Origin of the sequence: Corynebacterium sp., from assembly GCF_043426755.1 — a bacterium.
Taxonomy (GTDB): domain Bacteria; phylum Actinomycetota; class Actinomycetes; order Mycobacteriales; family Mycobacteriaceae; genus Corynebacterium.
This window is the reverse complement of record NZ_JBHWRP010000044.1, coordinates 1-15,168: the sequence shown is the minus strand read 5'-3', so window position 1 is coordinate 15,168 and position 15,168 is coordinate 1. Positions and strand designations below refer to the sequence as shown.

The window sequence follows — 15,168 nt, the reverse complement described above, 5'->3', positions numbered from 1 at the left end:
CCACTCCATTCCGGGCCTGATGGGCTCTGTGGACCAGAGCCCCACCATGGTCGAAGACATGATCATGCCGCCGATCGCCCACGACGTGAAGCACATTTCCATTGGCCAGTTCGTTGAGGGCAACTCCCCCGTCGTCTGGCGTGGGCCGATGTTGCACCGCGCCCTGCAGCAGTTCCTCGCCGATGTTTTCTGGGGCGACCTCGACGTACTGTTCATGGACCTTCCCCCAGGAACGGGCGACGTGGCTATCTCGGTGGCGCAGCTGGTGCCCAACGCAGAACTATTGATCGTGACCACCCCGCAGGCCGCGGCCGCAGAGGTTGCGGAGCGTGCCGGCTCCATCGCGCAGCAGACCCGCCAGCGCGTCAGTGGTGTCATCGAGAACATGTCCGCCATGGTTATGCCGGATGGAACCGTCGTCGATGTCTTTGGTGAAGGCGGTGGCGAGCAGGTCGCGGAGCGGCTCACCGTACTCACCGGTGGCAATGTCCCTCTGCTGGGCTCGGTTCCACTTGATCCACAGCTGCGTGTTCAGGGCGACGAGGGCACCCCTGCCGTCTTGTCCCACCCGACTAGTGAGTCGGCGAAGGCGATCAATGAAATCGTCGAAAAGTTGATCGTGCGCAAGGACTCACTGGCTGGCAAGTCCCTCAACCTCGGTGTTGCTGGACGCTAGGCAATAGTTAGGTAGTAGCTAGGTAATATCTGTCCAAGAGAAGCCGCCGCCGGTGGAGTAATCACCTTTGTCGCCACCATTGCTTTCACCGGCGCCGGGCGCGCGGTCGGCCCCGTTGGAGTCGGCCCGATCCTGGCGGTGGGAGGCCCGGCGCAGTTCATTCTGCCGGGCGGTGCCGGTGGCGGGGCGCCCCTCAGGGTCGTCCTCCATCATTTTCTTAGGATCAAACTGGTCTAGGTAGTCTTCTTCTTCGTCGAAAAGCACCTTCGCCATGGCGCGCTTCGGGCCCATCGCGGCATACTCGGTGACGGTATTGAGCGGTTTACGGAACTCATCGAAATCATCGCCGAAATCACTATTCAGCTCGGCCTTTGCGTTGTTGATCGCCTTACGCGCCGCGTAAATCGCTGCCTTGACGTCCTCAATCACACCCGGGAGCTTTTCCGGGCCGATGATAATGAAGCCGATAATGATGATGAAGAAAATCTCCACCCAGCCAATACTGTCAAACACAGGTCCACTATAGCCCACGACCCGCGGCGGAACAGGCTACGCATTCCGTTCTCTATCTCTTCGCGGGCTTCGTCGGCAGTCGAACGCAAAGAATGGCTGCGTGCCCGCTGCGCCTCCGGGTCCGATGCGATCTGCGCCAGCCGCTCAATAAGACTCCGCGGTGCTCGCACGCACTCCTCCACATTGGAATCACGCACAATTTCAGAAGCTGCGCGCTGCGTGTGCACTTCATTGCGGCATTCCGGGCAGTGCACTATGTGGACTCGCACGCGGTGCTCCGCCCCAGGAGTCAGTTCGCCGTCGACGAAGGCTGCCACCGCCTCAGGGCTGAGATGGTCGATCGAAGAAAATTCGAGACGCAGACGTCGTCGCAGGGAACGACGCAGCGGAATGGGCTTCTTCTCCGTCACGTCGACCTCCTTCGCCCCTGTTCTTCCGTGCTTAACCATTCCCTTACCGCGTGCGCAGGAGGATCTGTGCGTCCTCACTCTCGGCGGCCTTGGCTTCAAGCGACTTGCGCAGCTGGGTCCGGCCCCGGTGGATACGCGAGCGCACCGTACCCATCTTCACGCCAAGCGTCTCCGCGATTTCTTCGTAGCTCATTCCCACGACATCACAGAGCACCACGGCCACGCGGAAATCTGGACTCAACTCATCGAGTGCTTCCTGCAAGGCAGGATCCAAGTTAGAAATATTGTAAGCCTGCTCGGGTGTCATATCGGTGCCCGGCACGCGCTCATAATCTTCCGGCAGCGCTTCCATCCGGATCTTGCTGCGGTGGCGCACCATATCCAAGAACAGGTTCGTCGTAATGCGATGCAGCCAGCCCTCAAAGGTTCCTGGCTGGTAATTCTTCAAGCTGCGGAACACGCGCATAAACGTTTCTTGCGTTAGATCTTCCGCGTCGTGTTGGTTACCTGAGAGGCGGAAAGCCAGGCGGTACACACTGTCCGCGTGCTGCGAGACTAGCTCAGACCACGAAGGCATTTCGCCTTGGCCTGCATCAAAAGCCGCTGTCCCCTCCAGAACCTCATCGCCCTGCCCGGCAGGTAGTTCGGAAGTTGTGGCCTCTGCAGTCTCGTCATCGCGCATGTGTCCATTGTGACTGATTTCATTGTCAAACACCAATGTTCGCCCGTATATATTCCTGTGAAACGGCGATTTCACCGTGGCTCCCCCATCTGGTGAGCAACCCCTCTAGACTTAGAGGCTGTGAGTGATACTGCATTTTCTGCCATCCAGAGCTACATCGAATCGCGGACCGAGCTATCCGAGCCGCTTGCCGACGCGCGCCATGACGCAGCCGAATACGGGCTCGGCGTGCCTGACGATCCTACTGGGCGATTGATCACCACCCTCACCGCCGCAGCGTCACACCCAGATTCTGCCGGTGCGGTTGCGATCACCCCGGCCGCGGCCGTCGTCGGTCTCTATATTCTGGACGGCCTACCGGGAAAGACCACGGTCACGTGCATCGACCCAGAAGCAGATCACCAGACCCGAGCCAAGGCCACGTTCCGTGATGCCGGCTTCTCTCCTTCACGCGCTCGCTTCCTGCCATCGCGTCCCGCTGACGTAATTTCGCGACTCGCTTCCGGCTCCTATCAGCTGGTCTACGTCGATGCCCCGAGCATGGACCTGCCCACCCTGCTGCCCGCAGCTTTTGACTTGCTCACCCCCGGCGGCACGTTGGTCATCCCCGATGCGTTGCTCGATGGCACGCTTGCCGACGAGACCCGCCGCGACCGCGACACTCAAGCAGCGCGCGAGGCCGATGATCTGGTGGACACGTTTAAGGATGCGATCGTGACTCGCCTGCCCTTGGGCGCAGGCCTCACACTGGTGACGCGTGGCGTATAAAAAGCCACCTGGATTTTAGAGAAATGGCCCGCTTCCCCATCGCGCTGATGGGAAGCGGGCCGTAATCGTCGTTAAGCGACCTAGACGACTTCGTTCTTGCCGACGACGACTACGCCGCCAGGGGAAATCTTGAAACGTGCTTCGTCGCGCGCATTGTCGACGCCAATAATCTCGCCATCTGAAACGTAGACATTCTTATCCAGAATCGCGTGGCGAACGACCGCTCCGCGTCCCACGCGAACGCCTGGGAGCAGAACAGAGCCTTCGACGGTGGCGCCTTCTTCAACATGGACGTCCGTAGAGACCACAGAGTTACGGACCGTTGCACCTGAAATGATCGAGCCGGGGGCGACCATCGAGGACTGTGCGATACCGCCCTGCACGAACTTCGCCGGTGGCAGGTTGCCGTCCTCCGTGGAGTGAATCGGCCACGACTTGTTGTACAGATTGAAGATTGGGTGGACCGAGATCAGGTCCATGTGCGCCTCGTAGAAGGAGTCGATGGTACCGACGTCGCGCCAGTAACCCTTATCACGCTCGGTGGCGCCAGGGACTTCATTCTTGGAGAAATCGTAGACGTTGGCCTCGCCCTTGTTCACGAAGTATGGGATGATGTCTCCGCCCATGTCGTGATCAGAGTCGTCGTTCTGCTCGTCTTCGAGCAGAGCCTGCACCAAAGCCTCGGTGGAGAAGATGTAGTTACCCATGGAGGCGAAGGTCATGTTCGGATCATCCGGGGTTCCCGGTGGGTCCGCTGGCTTCTCCAGGAACTCGGTAACGGTGCCGTCTTCGTCCGCCTGGATGCAGCCGAAGGCGGTAGCTTCCTCACGTGGCACGCGGATACCGGCCACCGTTGCTTCCTTGCCGGAGGCAATGTGGTCGTCGAGCATCTGACCAGGATCCATGCGGTAGACGTGGTCCGCGCCAAAGACGATGACATAGTCCGGCTTGTCGTCATAAATCAGGTTGAGAGACTGGACGATCGCGTCTGCGGAACCGTTGTACCAGCGCTTACCGCGGCGCTGCTGGGCAGGAACGGAAGCAATGTACTGCTGGGTTGGGCCCGCGACATTCCACGCGGTGGCGATGTGACGGTCCAGCGAGTGAGACTTGTACTGTGTCAGAACAGCGATCTTCAGGAAGCCTGCGTTGACAAGGTTGGACAGCACAAAGTCAATCAGCCGGTAGTTGCCACCAAAGGGAACGGCCGGCTTTGCGCGGTCTGCGGTGAGGGGGAAAAGGCGCTTGCCTTCGCCACCTGCTAGGACAATGGCTAGAACATTTGATTTTGACTTCACAACATCAATCCTATTGTCTCGAGCGACGCTTTGCAGGGCGATCATGCGTCGCGAACGAAAACATCACACTGTTGTGGGACGTTTCACCCTTTGCCCTCATTGTAACGCGCATTAACAAAAACGCACCACGGATTGATTGGGAAGCTTTAAATAATCCTTATCCTCCCCCTATTGGAGGAGCGGCACCGAGCAGAATGCGGAGTGCCTGCACTAAACGGTTTTCGCGACTATTCTCGGAGACATGAGAGTCGGAATGATGACCAGAGAATATCCACCCGAGGTTTATGGCGGTGCCGGCGTCCACGTCACCGAGCTCACCCGCTTTATGCGTGACATCGTTGACGTAGATGTGCACTGCATGGGCGAGCCCCGCGACGCAGAGGGCGTATACGTCCACGGCGTTGATCCCGAATTGTCGGAAGCCAACGGTGCGATCAAGACCCTATCCACCGGCCTGCGCATGGCACACGCCGCCACCGACCTTGATGTCGTGCACTCCCACACCTGGTACGCCGGTCTCGGCGGCCACTTGGCAGGCAAGCTGCATGGCATCCCACACGTCGCCACGGCACACTCCCTTGAGCCGGACCGTCCGTGGAAGCGCGAGCAGCTCGGCGGCGGCTATGACGTCTCCCTATGGTCGGAGAAAAACGCCATGGAGTACGCCGACGCAGTGATCGCCGTGTCCGCGGGAATGAAAGACGCAATTCTGCGCGCCTACCCGCGTATCGACGAATCCCGCGTCCACGTCGTCCTCAACGGCATCGACACGGAGACGTGGTTCCCCACGGAGGGAGATCTCGCAGAAGAGATTGGCGTAGACACCTCCAAGCCGATTGCCGCATTCGTCGGGCGCATCACCCGCCAGAAGGGCGTGGAACACCTGGTGAAGGCCGCCAAGCATTTCGACGAAGACGTCCAGTTGGTGCTGTGTGCTGGCGCGCCAGATACCCCTGAGATCGCTGAGCGCACCAAGGCCCTCGTCGAAGAGCTAAAAACGACACGCGATGGTGTGTTCTGGGTCCAGGATATGCTGCCGGGCGACAAGATTCGCGAAGTTTATTCCATGGCTGATGTCTTCGTGTGCCCATCGATTTATGAGCCACTGGGAATCGTCAACCTTGAGGCCATGGCCTGCGGAACTGCCGTAGTTGCCTCCGATGTGGGCGGTATCCCAGAGGTCGTCGTTGACGGAGAAACAGGTACCCTGGTGCATTACGACGAGAACGATGCTGAAACCTTCGAGCGCGACATCGCCGAGGCAGTTAACGCTATGGTGGCTGATCGAGAGAAGGCTGAAGCATTCGGCAAGGCTGGGCTTGTCCGCGCCAAGGACAAGTTCTCGTGGGCAACCATCGCCCAGCAAACCGTGGACATCTACAAGGCCCTGATCTAGCCAGGCTAGTTAAGGCGGAAAGGCATCTGTTGACTTCTTTACGTCCAGAACTGCACGTAACGACGGAATCCGGCATCCTCGAGGCCGCCGCCGGCATGTTGCGCGACGGTGGCGACTGGCACATGCTCTACCAGTACCGACCCGAACCAAACGGCAACGCACGCTGGGGCCACCAAGTGTCCCAGGATGGGCCGTTTGATTGGGTCGAATGCCCCGACGTCATCGCCCCCAAAGGCGGCGAACTGAATACACTCGCTGGCTCCGTTGTCGCACACAACGGCGGCGCGGACCTGTTTTTCACATCGGTTACCGCGGCGGGCACCTCAATTCAGATCGCGCATGTCGACGATGTCAGTATGTTCTCGGACGTCACAGATGACCCCTTAGCGCTTGACCCGACGGTGCACCGCGCCGGCGTGGTCATCTCCGACACGAAGGATTTTTCCCGCTTCCGCTCCCCCTGCGTGGTGCCGGACTGGGAGTCCAACGATGACCGCGACCAAGGCCACGAAGGCTGGCTGATGATCACCAGCACGGGAGAGCCTGACTCTCCCCGCCCCGTGATTCTGGAATCCCCGGATGGCGCGGACTGGACGCTCGTGGGCGCGGTCGAGTTCGTCGGTGAGTCTGGGCTTGACGACGATGCCATCATCGTCGCCCCACGCATCATTCGGCTGCGCGACGAAGTCGATCAGGAAATTTATGACGTACTTCTAGCCACCCAGGAGTGCGATGGCCTCGACCGCTCCGGCTACTTGGTCGGTCGCCTCGAGCGCAACAAGTTCCATGTGGCCACCCCGTTCACGCGGATTGATTCGGGCCACGATTTCACCCGCCCGCGCAACACCAACTTCACCCCCGGCACCGTCGCCGAGGACGAGCGCTACCTGAATGCCTACATTTTCGGCCTCTTCAACGGCGTCGGCCGCGGCGATGACGCCACGAAGCAGACCACGTGGGAGAAGGAAGGGTGGGCCAACGCTTTGTCCCTGCCTCGCGAGGTCACATTGCAGGGCGGCAAATTGTTCCAGGTCCCCGTCGACGGGTTGCCAGAAGCCGTAGCGTCCACGCGCCGCGCCTGGTTCTGGTCGGGCCTGTGTGACATCCCGGTTGGTTCATCGGTCACCATCGAGCTAGTCGACGCCGACGGCAATGTCGCCGCCACGATCACCCATTCTGGCGACCAGCTCACGCTCGACCGACACTTCGACGAGCCGGCAACCGCTCCGCTTCACGACGAAGACGAGGACAATATCTCCGTGGTCGTGGACGGAAACACTCTGGAGGTCTACGCCGGCGGCGGCGCCGTGGTCATGGCCAGCCGCCTCCGTATCGAATCGAAGATTGTTGATCTGCGTGTATCCGATAGCGGCGAGGCCGAGATCCGCTCCGAGTGGCGTCGCGGCCCCTTTGATTAAGGAAAAGTCTTAGCGTCCAGCCTTTTTCAACCTGGTCACCTGCGCCCTGGCGGTAACAGTCATTGTTGCCGGCAGGGCGCTGACTCTTTGGTTCAGCTCCGCCGGCTCAATGTGACGTGCAGACGGGCTCATCCCCACCTGCGCTGCAATTGAGGCACGGTCCAGGACCATGGGGAACTCGATGGCCTGCGGGTCTACCGCCAGTTCAAGATGTCCCGCCGCCTGCTCCACCATGCGTTCAACCTTGCCCTCCTCCACGGTCAAGATACCTAGGGGTTCACGGAGTTCGTCGAGGTGTCCACGGTCGGCGGTCAAGACAATAACCTCGCCGTCGTCGGCAAGCACTCGTGCGAATTCGGCGGGGTTGCGCGGGGCAAAGATGACAGTAATCGCGTCGATCGCGCCACTGCGCACGGGCAGACCATCCCACACGTCCGCCACGACGGCACCCATCCGTGGATGCGACTTAGCCAGTGTCTTTGCCGCCGGAACAGAGATGTCCAGCCCGATGCCCACCGCATCTTCAACGGCGTCAAGCGTGTGGGCCAGATAGTAGCCGGTTCCCGCACCGACTTCGAGGAGGGTGGCGTCACGGTCCTCGTCGCCAAGCACTGTGTCCAATACATCAAGGACAGCCGCGGACACCGCCTCGACGAAGGGGGCGAAATGGCCCTGTGACAGGAAGGTTTCGCGGGCGGCGACCATGTCAGCATCGTCGCCTTTGTGCTTGATGCCTGCACCAGTAGCTAAAGTAACGTAACCTTGGCGAGCAACATCATAAGAATGACCCGATTCGGACACCAGACGTGAAAAATCGTCCGCCCCGGTTAACCGGGTGCCGTCGGAGGGATCAGCCAACAGGTGAACAATGTCAGAAAGCATGCCTGAGAGCCTACCCGCCCGAAGGTCTACGGACGATTTATTAGTTAAATTGTGTGTTTAGCCTGCCGCCTCGGTGAGAAGCGCGCCAAGTTCAGCTGCTTCTTCCTTGCTCATCTCCACGACGAGGCGACCGCCGCCATCCGACGGGATGCGCATCACAATCTTTCGGGACTCTTCGACCGCTTCCATTGGTCCATTACCGGTGCGTGGCTTCATTGCTGCCATTGGGCCAGACTCCTTCACTGCAAATGATTTACCCTACCCATTTTAGCCGTTTTTGTCGAAATTGGGTGCAAAATCCTCATCCGCGCTGGACACGCCCTTTTCCATCAGGGTAGCGACGAGCGCATCAACCTGGTCCTGGCGGTATCCTCGCGGAACCACCTCGAGTTCGATGTCCTCGATCCGCCCCTCATGTACAGCACGACGGTTATGCGCAATCACATCGTGCGTGTCCTCCATCGGCGGCAGCAGTTCACCACGCCCGAAAATCTTCCCGAACGCCCACGTCCCCAAGACGATGAAAGCGATAACGACGATAATCAGCAGGATCCATGACAGCATGCGGACTATCCTAGCGCGTCCCACGCAGGCCGCTGCGCCGGAGGCTGCAACCCCTCTGGCAGGACTCCGGCGCGGGCCAAAATGGTGCGCGCGACAACTGCTGCCATGGGCGCAAGTTCGTTCAGCGGTCGGTTCCTGTGGTGTCGCTCCCCCACCTCTACCTGTGTCACTGCCGCCTTACCCCAGCGCCGTGCGCAGTCAATGAGCAAGCCAGCTTCTACTCCGTATCCCTCAACGAATGGCAGGCTCAGGGCAGAGCTGCGTCGCAGTGCGTACTCCCCGCCCAGGGGCTGATTGATATGAGAGACTTGCGGAAAATAGGTCTGCAGCAGCGGCTTGGCGGTCAGCTCCGTCACCCGGCCCCCACCAGCTGGTTGGCCGTGGAATGCGCGCGTGTAATCGGCTTTGACAAGGTGCACGCCCTCGTCGATAAGCGGAGCAACGAGCCTGGCCACTAGCGAAGTGGGGATGGAGGTGAGGTCCGCGTCGACGAACACAACGATCTCGCCACGCGCGGCGCGCACCCCGCGCCAGAGTGCTTCGCCCTTGCCGGGATGCGGCGGGATGTCCGGTGCGATGTCGCGCCAGCCGATCACGTCTGCCCCGGCAGCTCGTGCCCGCGAGGCCGTAGAGTCAACGGAATCCGAATCGATCACCAGGATCTCTCCGGGGCTTTGCTCTGCCACGGCCGCGACGACATCAGCGACAGTTTCCTCCTCGTTCAGCGCAGGAATCACCACGCTGACCTGGCTCAGGTCCAGGGAACCTACCGTCATGCCAAACCCCGCACGGTGTGCGCAGGAGGCGCGACGCCGGCGATCGCTGCCGTCATCCGGATCACGTCCAGGGTTTCTTCGACCTCGTGGACCCGAAAAGCCGCCACTCCGCGCGCCGCCGACCACGCTGTCGCGGCCAACGTCCCGGCCACGCGCTCCCCGACGCCACGCCCCACCGTCTCCCCGACGAAATCCTTATTCGACAGCGCCATCAGCACCGGCCACCCAGTAGCCACGATCTCATCGATGCGGCGCAGCAGCTCGAGGCCGTGGAAGGTGTTCTTGCCAAAGTCGTGGGTGGGGTCGATGAAAATCTTGTGCTCCGGTACCCCGGCAGCCACGGCACGCTCGGCCAATGCTGTGGTTTCAGAGATCACATCGGCCACGACATCGTCGTAATGCACTCGGTGCGGGCGCGTGCGCGGCGTGACACCGCCGGTGTGGGAACAGACATATCCCACCCGGTGAGCCCCCGCGACCTCCACGAGTTCCGGATCCCAGCCCGCCCACGTGTCGTTGATTAAGGTGGCGCCGGCGGCGATGGCGTGCTCGGCGACCTCCGCGCGCCAGGTATCGGCAGAAATCGTTAGGTCCGGATAGCGTCGCCGTACCTCAGTGATCAGCGGGACAATCCGGCCTGCTTCCTCCGCGGGATCGACCGCATCACCGGGGCCCGCTTTGACGCCACCGACGTCCACGATGGTCGCACCCTGGGCCACGACCTCGTCGCAACGCTCAAGCGCCGAGCTCATCCCCCACGTCTTCCCCTTGTCGTAGAAGGAATCCGGAGTGCGGTTAATGATGGCCATGACCTCGGCCAACCCATTCGCCTTAGCCACAGCGCCTATTTCTGACGCGTGGCGCTGCGCTTATCGGTCTTATCGCTGAGCCTTCCATCCGTCATCACTTTGTGCTTATCGACGATGTACCCGATCGCTTCATCAATCGAATCGGTGACTAGGAACAGATCCGTATCGGTGTCTGAAATGAGGCCACGCGCAGCCAGCTGCTCCTCCATCCAGGTGACCAGGCCCGACCAAAACTCAGTGCCCATCAACACGATGGGGTAATTGGTCACCTTGCCGGTCTGCACCATGCAGAGCACCTCGAAGAGCTCATCCATCGTGCCGAACCCGCCCGGCAGAGTAATGAACGCCTGGGAGTACTTCAAGAACATGGTCTTGCGCACGAAGAAGTAGCGGAAGTTCAGGCCCACATCCACCCAGTCATTCAGGTGCTGCTCGTGCGGCAATTCGATGCCCAAACCCACAGAGAGGCCGCCGGCATCGTGCGCGCCGCGGTTGGGGCCTTCCATCAGGCCCGGGCCGCCGCCGGTGATCACCGCGTAGCCGGCCTCCACCAGGGCCTTGCCCACCTGCATGGACTGCTCATACTCCGGGGTGCCCTCGTGCAGGCGTGCAGAACCGAAAACGGTCACCGCTTTCGGCATGTCCGTCAGCGCATCAAAGCCGGAGACGAACTCGCTTTGGATACGCATGATGCGCCATGGGTCGGCATGCTGCCAGTCATGGTCGCTGCCCAACTCCAGCAGACGCTGGTCATACGTCGAGCCCTCTTGGTCTTCATTGCGCATCAAGATGGGGCCGCGCAGCATGCGCCGCTTATCAGGCGAGGGTGTGATGTCAGGAGCCACGGTGGATGTACTTTCTCTCAGTAGTCGGTCGGCACCGTTTCTGGTGCGAAATCTTGTGCTGTTATGGGGACGCTTGCGAAGTCACACGGGAAAACAGCCGGAACACCCAGACTAGAGAACCGAGCAAGATCCGTCCATCCGAGCGCACTGCCACGAAGTGCCGAATGGGTCCCTACCCAGTACGCTTAGGGGTATGACTGTGGGAGCCTACGCAATCGGAATCGCAAACATCGCCATGGATGGCACCGTCCTAGATACCTGGTACCCAGATCCCGAACTGGTCGAGGGAGAGGAAGCCGAAGGGCTTGAGTCCGAAACCCACCGGCTGGGCGCTAATCACTTGCCTGCTCGCCTCCTCCAACTGGTGCGCATTGATCAAGACCGCATGGTGGAGCAGGTTGCGGTGCGCACGACGATCGCCGACCTCAACCAACCGGCAGTGGACGCCCACGATGTTTACCTCCGCCTCCACCTGTTGTCGCACCGGATTGTGCGCCCGCTGGAACTAAACATGACGGACTTGTTGACCCATCTTGTCCCCGTGGTGTGGACAAACAAGGGCCCCTGCCTGCCCGATAACTTCGAATTTGTCCGTGCTGCCCTGCGCGCCCGCGGCCTGATTCACGTCTACGGCATCGAGAGACTGCCCCGCATGGTGGATTATGTGGTGCCGTCCGGGGTGTCCATTGCTGAGGCAGAACGTGTCCGCCTCGGTGCCTACCTCGCACCGGGAACCGCGGTCCTGCGTGAAGGCTATGTGTCCTATAACGCCGGCTCCTTGGGCGCATCGCGGATTGAGGGACGCATGTCGTCGTCGGTAGTGATCGACGAGGGCACTGACATTGGCTTGTCCGCCACCCTCATGGCACTGCGCAATGAGGGAAATAACCGCACGCCGCTGAATATTGGCAAGAACAGCGTGATGAAGCCCTCGTCGGGACTGCTCGGCGTAGAAATGGGCGATAACTGCGAACTTGGTACCAACGTGATGTTGGAACCGCACACCGTGGTGCATGATTTCCAATCGGGCGAAGACATCACGGGCCGTGAACTCTCGGGGCGCTCCGGGTGGGCCGTGCGTAGCGAGCCCGGCTTCGACGTCCCTGTTGTGCGCTGGGCATAAAACGCTTCCTGATGTGCCCTACTCCCCTTGGGTAGGGCTACCCAGGTCACATCCTCGGTGGCGCGAGTTTTAGACTGATCTCTATGAGCACACGCGCCACCACATCTTCTGACTCACCGCGCCCAGAACAAACTGGCCTGCAGCGCGGACTAAAACAGCGCCACCTCACCATGATGGGGTTGGGTTCTGCGATCGGTGCAGGCCTATTTTTAGGCACCGGTGTTGGTATTCAAGCTGCCGGGCCTGCCGTGATCGTGGCCTATATCATCGCCGGTGCTATCACTGTGGTGATCATGAACATGCTGGCAGAAATGGTGGCCGCACGCCCTTCCGCGGGGTCCTTCTCCACGTACGCGGAACAGGCCTTCGGCCCCTGGGGCGGGTTTTCAGTGGGCTGGCTGTACTGGTTCATGATGATCATGATCATGGGCGCTGAAATCACAGGTGCCTCTGCCATCATCGGAGGCTGGTTCGGCATTGCCTCGTGGATCCCGGCCCTGCTCGCCGTGTTGTTTTTCATGGTGGTGAACTTGGCTGCGGTCCGTGGCTACGGGGAGTTTGAGTTCTGGTTCTCCCTGATCAAGGTCGCCGTGATCATCGTCTTCCTGGTCGTCGGTGTGATGCTGGTCTTCGGCTGGCTGCCCGGAACGGACGCGGTGGGGCTGTCCAATATCGCCGAGGTTGGGTTCATGCCCAACGGCATTTCGGGCGTGGCTACCGCTTTGCTCGCCGTGGCTTTTGCCTTCGGTGGCATCGAGCTAGTCACCATTGCTGCCGCCGAATCAGAAAACCCGAAGCAGTCGGTCCACTCCGCGTTGCGTTCGACGATTTGGCGCATCGGATTTTTCTATATCGGTTCCGTCTTGATCATCATCCTCGCCCTGCCCTACTCGAGTATTCAGGGCGCGGACACCGCCGCCGAGTCCCCGTTCACCCAGGTGCTGTCTATGGCAGGCATACCGGGCATCGTCGGCATCATGGAGGCAGTGATCGCACTCGCACTGCTCTCCGCGTTTAATGCCCAGCTCTACGGTTCCTCCCGCCTGCTTTACGCGCTGGCGCAGCAGCGCAATGCGCCCGCCATGTTCACTGAAACTTCGAACTCAGGCGTACCGGTGCGAAGCGTCTTGGTGTCTGTGTTCTTCGCATTCGTGGCCGTGGGCCTGCAGTTTTGGAACCCACCCGGACTGCTGGCGTTTTTGCTCAACGCGGTGGGCGGCTGTCTCATTGTCATCTGGCTGGCCATCATCTTTTCGTATCTGCGCCTCCACCCACAGTTGGTGCGCAGCGGAGAAATCACAGAAGTACGGATGCCCGGCTACCCATGGCTGGCGTGGGTAGCTGTGGTCGTCGTACTGGCACTGGTTGCTCTGATGCTGACGGATCCGACTGGGCGGGCCCAAGTCATCGCGGTTGTCTGCATGGTGGCGTTCATCGTCGCTTGCTCCCTTGTGGTGCAGCGCGCCAAAGGTAATCGTCGTAACGCACACGTGCCTGAAAACAGCCGCTAGAGTAACTCTGAGATTCGCGTCACCGATGCGGTATCGTTTTACTTTATTTCACTAATTTTATTGAGTTCCTTGAGTTAATGAAAGTGAGCCCACCGTGGCAACACCTACAAACACCACTTTGGGTAGCGGGCTGAAGACTCGCCACCTCACCATGATGGGGCTGGGATCCGCGATCGGTGCCGGCCTCTTCTTGGGAACCGGCGTGGGTATCCGAACCGCCGGCCCCGCTATCCTTCTGGCGTATATCATCGCTGGTCTTATCGTCGTCGCGGTCATGCAGATGCTTGGTGAGATGGCGGCGGCACGCCCCTCCTCCGGCTCCTTCTCCGCGTATGCCCGCCAAGCGTTCGGCCACTGGGCGGGTTTCACCGTGGGCTGGTTGTACTGGTTCATGCTGGTGATGGTGCTCGGCGCGGAAATGACCGGTGCCGCCGCGATCATGGGTGCGTGGTTCGGGGTGGATCCATGGATCCCGGCGCTCATCTGCGTGGTGTTTTTCGCCATCGTGAACTTCGCCCAGGTGCGTGGCTTCGGCGAGTTCGAGTTCTGGTTCTCCTTCATCAAGGTAGCGGTGATCATCGGCTTCATCCTGATCGGCATTGCCCTGTGGCTGGGTCTGCTGCCTGGAACCACGTTCGTCGGTTTCACGAATATCGCCGAGTCCGGTTTCGCCCCCAACGGCCTGCCGGGTATCGCCGCGGGCCTACTGGCCGTCGCATTCGCCTTCGGTGGCATCGAGCTGGTCACCATCGCCGCCGCAGAATCTGAAAACCCTGCCCGCTCCATCGCCACCGCGGTGCGCAGCGTGATCTTCCGCATCTCGGTGTTCTACCTGGGTTCGGTGCTGATCATCATCCTGCTGCTGCCTTATGAGCAGATCGATAACGCAGAGACCGCCGCGGAATCCCCGTTCACCCAGGTGTTAGAGATGGCCAACCTGCCTGGCGTGGTGGGCTTCATGGAGGCTGTGATCGTCCTTGCACTGCTGAGTGCATTCAACGCCCAGATCTACGGCACCTCGCGCTTGGCCCACAACCTCGCGCTTGAGGGAGACGCGCCGGCGATTTTGGGACGGACCAATAGCGCCAACGTGCCGATTAACTCGGTGGTGCTCTCGATGATCTTCGCTTTCGTTTCGGTCGGTCTGCAGTGGTGGAACCCTGAAGGGCTCCTCGACTTCCTGCTCAACGCCGTCGGCGGAACCCTAATGGTGGTGTGGATCATGATCACACTGAGCTACATCAAGCTGCACCCCCAACTAGAGGCCAACGACGAAATCACCACCGTCCGCGTCGCCGGCTGGCCATGGCTGCCCTGGGTCACCGTGATCGCCTTGCTGGGGCTGACGGCAATGATGCTTTTCGACGACGCCGCGCGCGGCCAAATTATCGCCGTCGCGATTCTTACCGGCGTATTGGCTATACTTTCGCTCATCACGAAAAATAGAACTTATCGTGTGAAGGAACACGCCTAAAACAATGATTTCTGCGACCACTG

General features: G+C 60.4%; 17 protein-coding genes. 7 read left to right on the top strand and 10 right to left on the bottom strand.

Annotated features, from left to right (window positions below; genetic code table 11):
* Positions 1-676, top strand: a 676-nt coding sequence (locus ACHFGA_RS04535) for a P-loop NTPase (protein ID WP_394281237.1), incomplete at its 5' end; no start/stop codon positions are given.
* Between the two features lie 18 nt (positions 677-694).
* Here the strand turns inward: ACHFGA_RS04535 and ACHFGA_RS04530 are convergent.
* The 3 genes from ACHFGA_RS04530 to sigE are packed head-to-tail and all read right to left on the bottom strand — an operon-like array spanning position 695 to position 2,281.
* The gene (locus ACHFGA_RS04530; protein ID WP_394281236.1) at positions 695-1,189 is read right to left on the bottom strand and encodes a Sec-independent protein translocase TatB; all 495 of its coding nucleotides are present in this window, start codon (positions 1,187-1,189) and stop codon (positions 695-697) included.
* Positions 1,102-1,638: an anti-sigma factor family protein gene (locus tag ACHFGA_RS04525; RefSeq protein ID WP_394281235.1), complete on the bottom strand. Its 537-nt coding sequence runs from the start codon at positions 1,636-1,638 to the stop codon at positions 1,102-1,104. The genes ACHFGA_RS04530 and ACHFGA_RS04525 overlap by 88 nt, the downstream gene beginning before the upstream one ends.
* A gap of 4 nt (positions 1,639-1,642) precedes the next feature.
* The gene (gene sigE, locus ACHFGA_RS04520) at positions 1,643-2,281 is read right to left on the bottom strand and encodes an RNA polymerase sigma factor SigE (protein ID WP_394281234.1); all 639 of its coding nucleotides are present in this window, start codon (positions 2,279-2,281) and stop codon (positions 1,643-1,645) included.
* A gap of 120 nt (positions 2,282-2,401) precedes the next feature.
* Here sigE and ACHFGA_RS04515 point away from each other — a divergent pair, with 120 nt between their 5' ends.
* On the top strand, positions 2,402-3,049 hold the full coding sequence (locus ACHFGA_RS04515) for an O-methyltransferase (RefSeq protein WP_394281233.1): 648 nt from the start codon (positions 2,402-2,404) through the stop codon (positions 3,047-3,049).
* Between the two features lie 80 nt (positions 3,050-3,129).
* Here the strand turns inward: ACHFGA_RS04515 and glgC are convergent, their stop codons facing one another.
* On the bottom strand, positions 3,130-4,356 hold the full coding sequence (gene glgC / locus ACHFGA_RS04510) for a glucose-1-phosphate adenylyltransferase (protein ID WP_394281239.1): 1,227 nt from the start codon (positions 4,354-4,356) through the stop codon (positions 3,130-3,132).
* A 232-nt stretch (positions 4,357-4,588) separates the two neighbouring features.
* Here glgC and glgA point away from each other — a divergent pair, with 232 nt between their 5' ends.
* Both glgA and ACHFGA_RS04500 read left to right on the top strand, forming a co-directional pair.
* Positions 4,589-5,743, top strand: a complete 1,155-nt coding sequence (gene glgA, locus ACHFGA_RS04505) for a glycogen synthase (protein ID WP_394281232.1) — start codon at positions 4,589-4,591, stop codon at positions 5,741-5,743.
* Between the two features lie 29 nt (positions 5,744-5,772).
* Positions 5,773-7,161 carry a GH32 C-terminal domain-containing protein gene (locus ACHFGA_RS04500; protein ID WP_394281231.1) on the top strand — a complete coding sequence of 463 codons (1,389 nt, stop codon included), beginning with the start codon at positions 5,773-5,775 and terminating at the stop codon, positions 7,159-7,161.
* Positions 7,162-7,170: 9 nt separating this feature from the next.
* Here ACHFGA_RS04500 and ACHFGA_RS04495 read toward each other — a convergent pair whose 3' ends face one another.
* From ACHFGA_RS04495 to ACHFGA_RS04470, 6 genes are read right to left on the bottom strand one after another with little or no spacing between them, the layout of a single operon-like run.
* The gene (locus ACHFGA_RS04495) at positions 7,171-8,043 is read right to left on the bottom strand and encodes a methyltransferase domain-containing protein (protein WP_394281230.1); all 873 of its coding nucleotides are present in this window, start codon (positions 8,041-8,043) and stop codon (positions 7,171-7,173) included.
* Between the two features lie 57 nt (positions 8,044-8,100).
* Entirely contained in the window at positions 8,101-8,268 is a 168-nt protein-coding gene (locus tag ACHFGA_RS04490) for a DUF3117 domain-containing protein (protein ID WP_018580917.1), read from the bottom strand.
* A gap of 42 nt (positions 8,269-8,310) precedes the next feature.
* Positions 8,311-8,607 carry a cell division protein DivIVA gene (locus tag ACHFGA_RS04485; RefSeq protein WP_394281229.1) on the bottom strand — a complete coding sequence of 99 codons (297 nt, stop codon included), beginning with the start codon at positions 8,605-8,607 and terminating at the stop codon, positions 8,311-8,313.
* A 5-nt stretch (positions 8,608-8,612) separates the two neighbouring features.
* Positions 8,613-9,383: a glucosyl-3-phosphoglycerate synthase gene (locus ACHFGA_RS04480; protein WP_394281228.1), complete on the bottom strand. Its 771-nt coding sequence runs from the start codon at positions 9,381-9,383 to the stop codon at positions 8,613-8,615.
* Positions 9,380-10,192, bottom strand: a complete 813-nt coding sequence (gene folP, locus ACHFGA_RS04475; RefSeq protein ID WP_394281238.1) for a dihydropteroate synthase — start codon at positions 10,190-10,192, stop codon at positions 9,380-9,382. The genes ACHFGA_RS04480 and folP overlap by 4 nt, the downstream gene beginning before the upstream one ends.
* 35 nt (positions 10,193-10,227) lie before the next feature.
* Positions 10,228-11,037: a TIGR00730 family Rossman fold protein gene (locus ACHFGA_RS04470; RefSeq protein ID WP_394281227.1), complete on the bottom strand. Its 810-nt coding sequence runs from the start codon at positions 11,035-11,037 to the stop codon at positions 10,228-10,230.
* 193 nt (positions 11,038-11,230) lie between these two features.
* Between ACHFGA_RS04470 and ACHFGA_RS04465 the strand changes: the two genes are divergently transcribed.
* The 3 genes from ACHFGA_RS04465 to ACHFGA_RS04455 all read left to right on the top strand — a co-directional run bounded on the left by ACHFGA_RS04465 (position 11,231) and on the right by ACHFGA_RS04455 (position 15,145).
* On the top strand, positions 11,231-12,160 hold the full coding sequence (locus ACHFGA_RS04465) for a succinyltransferase (RefSeq protein WP_394281226.1): 930 nt from the start codon (positions 11,231-11,233) through the stop codon (positions 12,158-12,160).
* A gap of 83 nt (positions 12,161-12,243) precedes the next feature.
* A complete protein-coding gene (locus ACHFGA_RS04460; RefSeq protein WP_394281225.1) occupies positions 12,244-13,671 on the top strand; it encodes an amino acid permease in 1,428 nt (475 codons plus the stop codon).
* A gap of 94 nt (positions 13,672-13,765) precedes the next feature.
* Positions 13,766-15,145, top strand: coding sequence for an amino acid permease (locus ACHFGA_RS04455; protein WP_394281224.1), 1,380 nt, complete (start codon positions 13,766-13,768; stop codon positions 15,143-15,145).
* Positions 15,146-15,168: the final 23 nt, after the last annotated feature.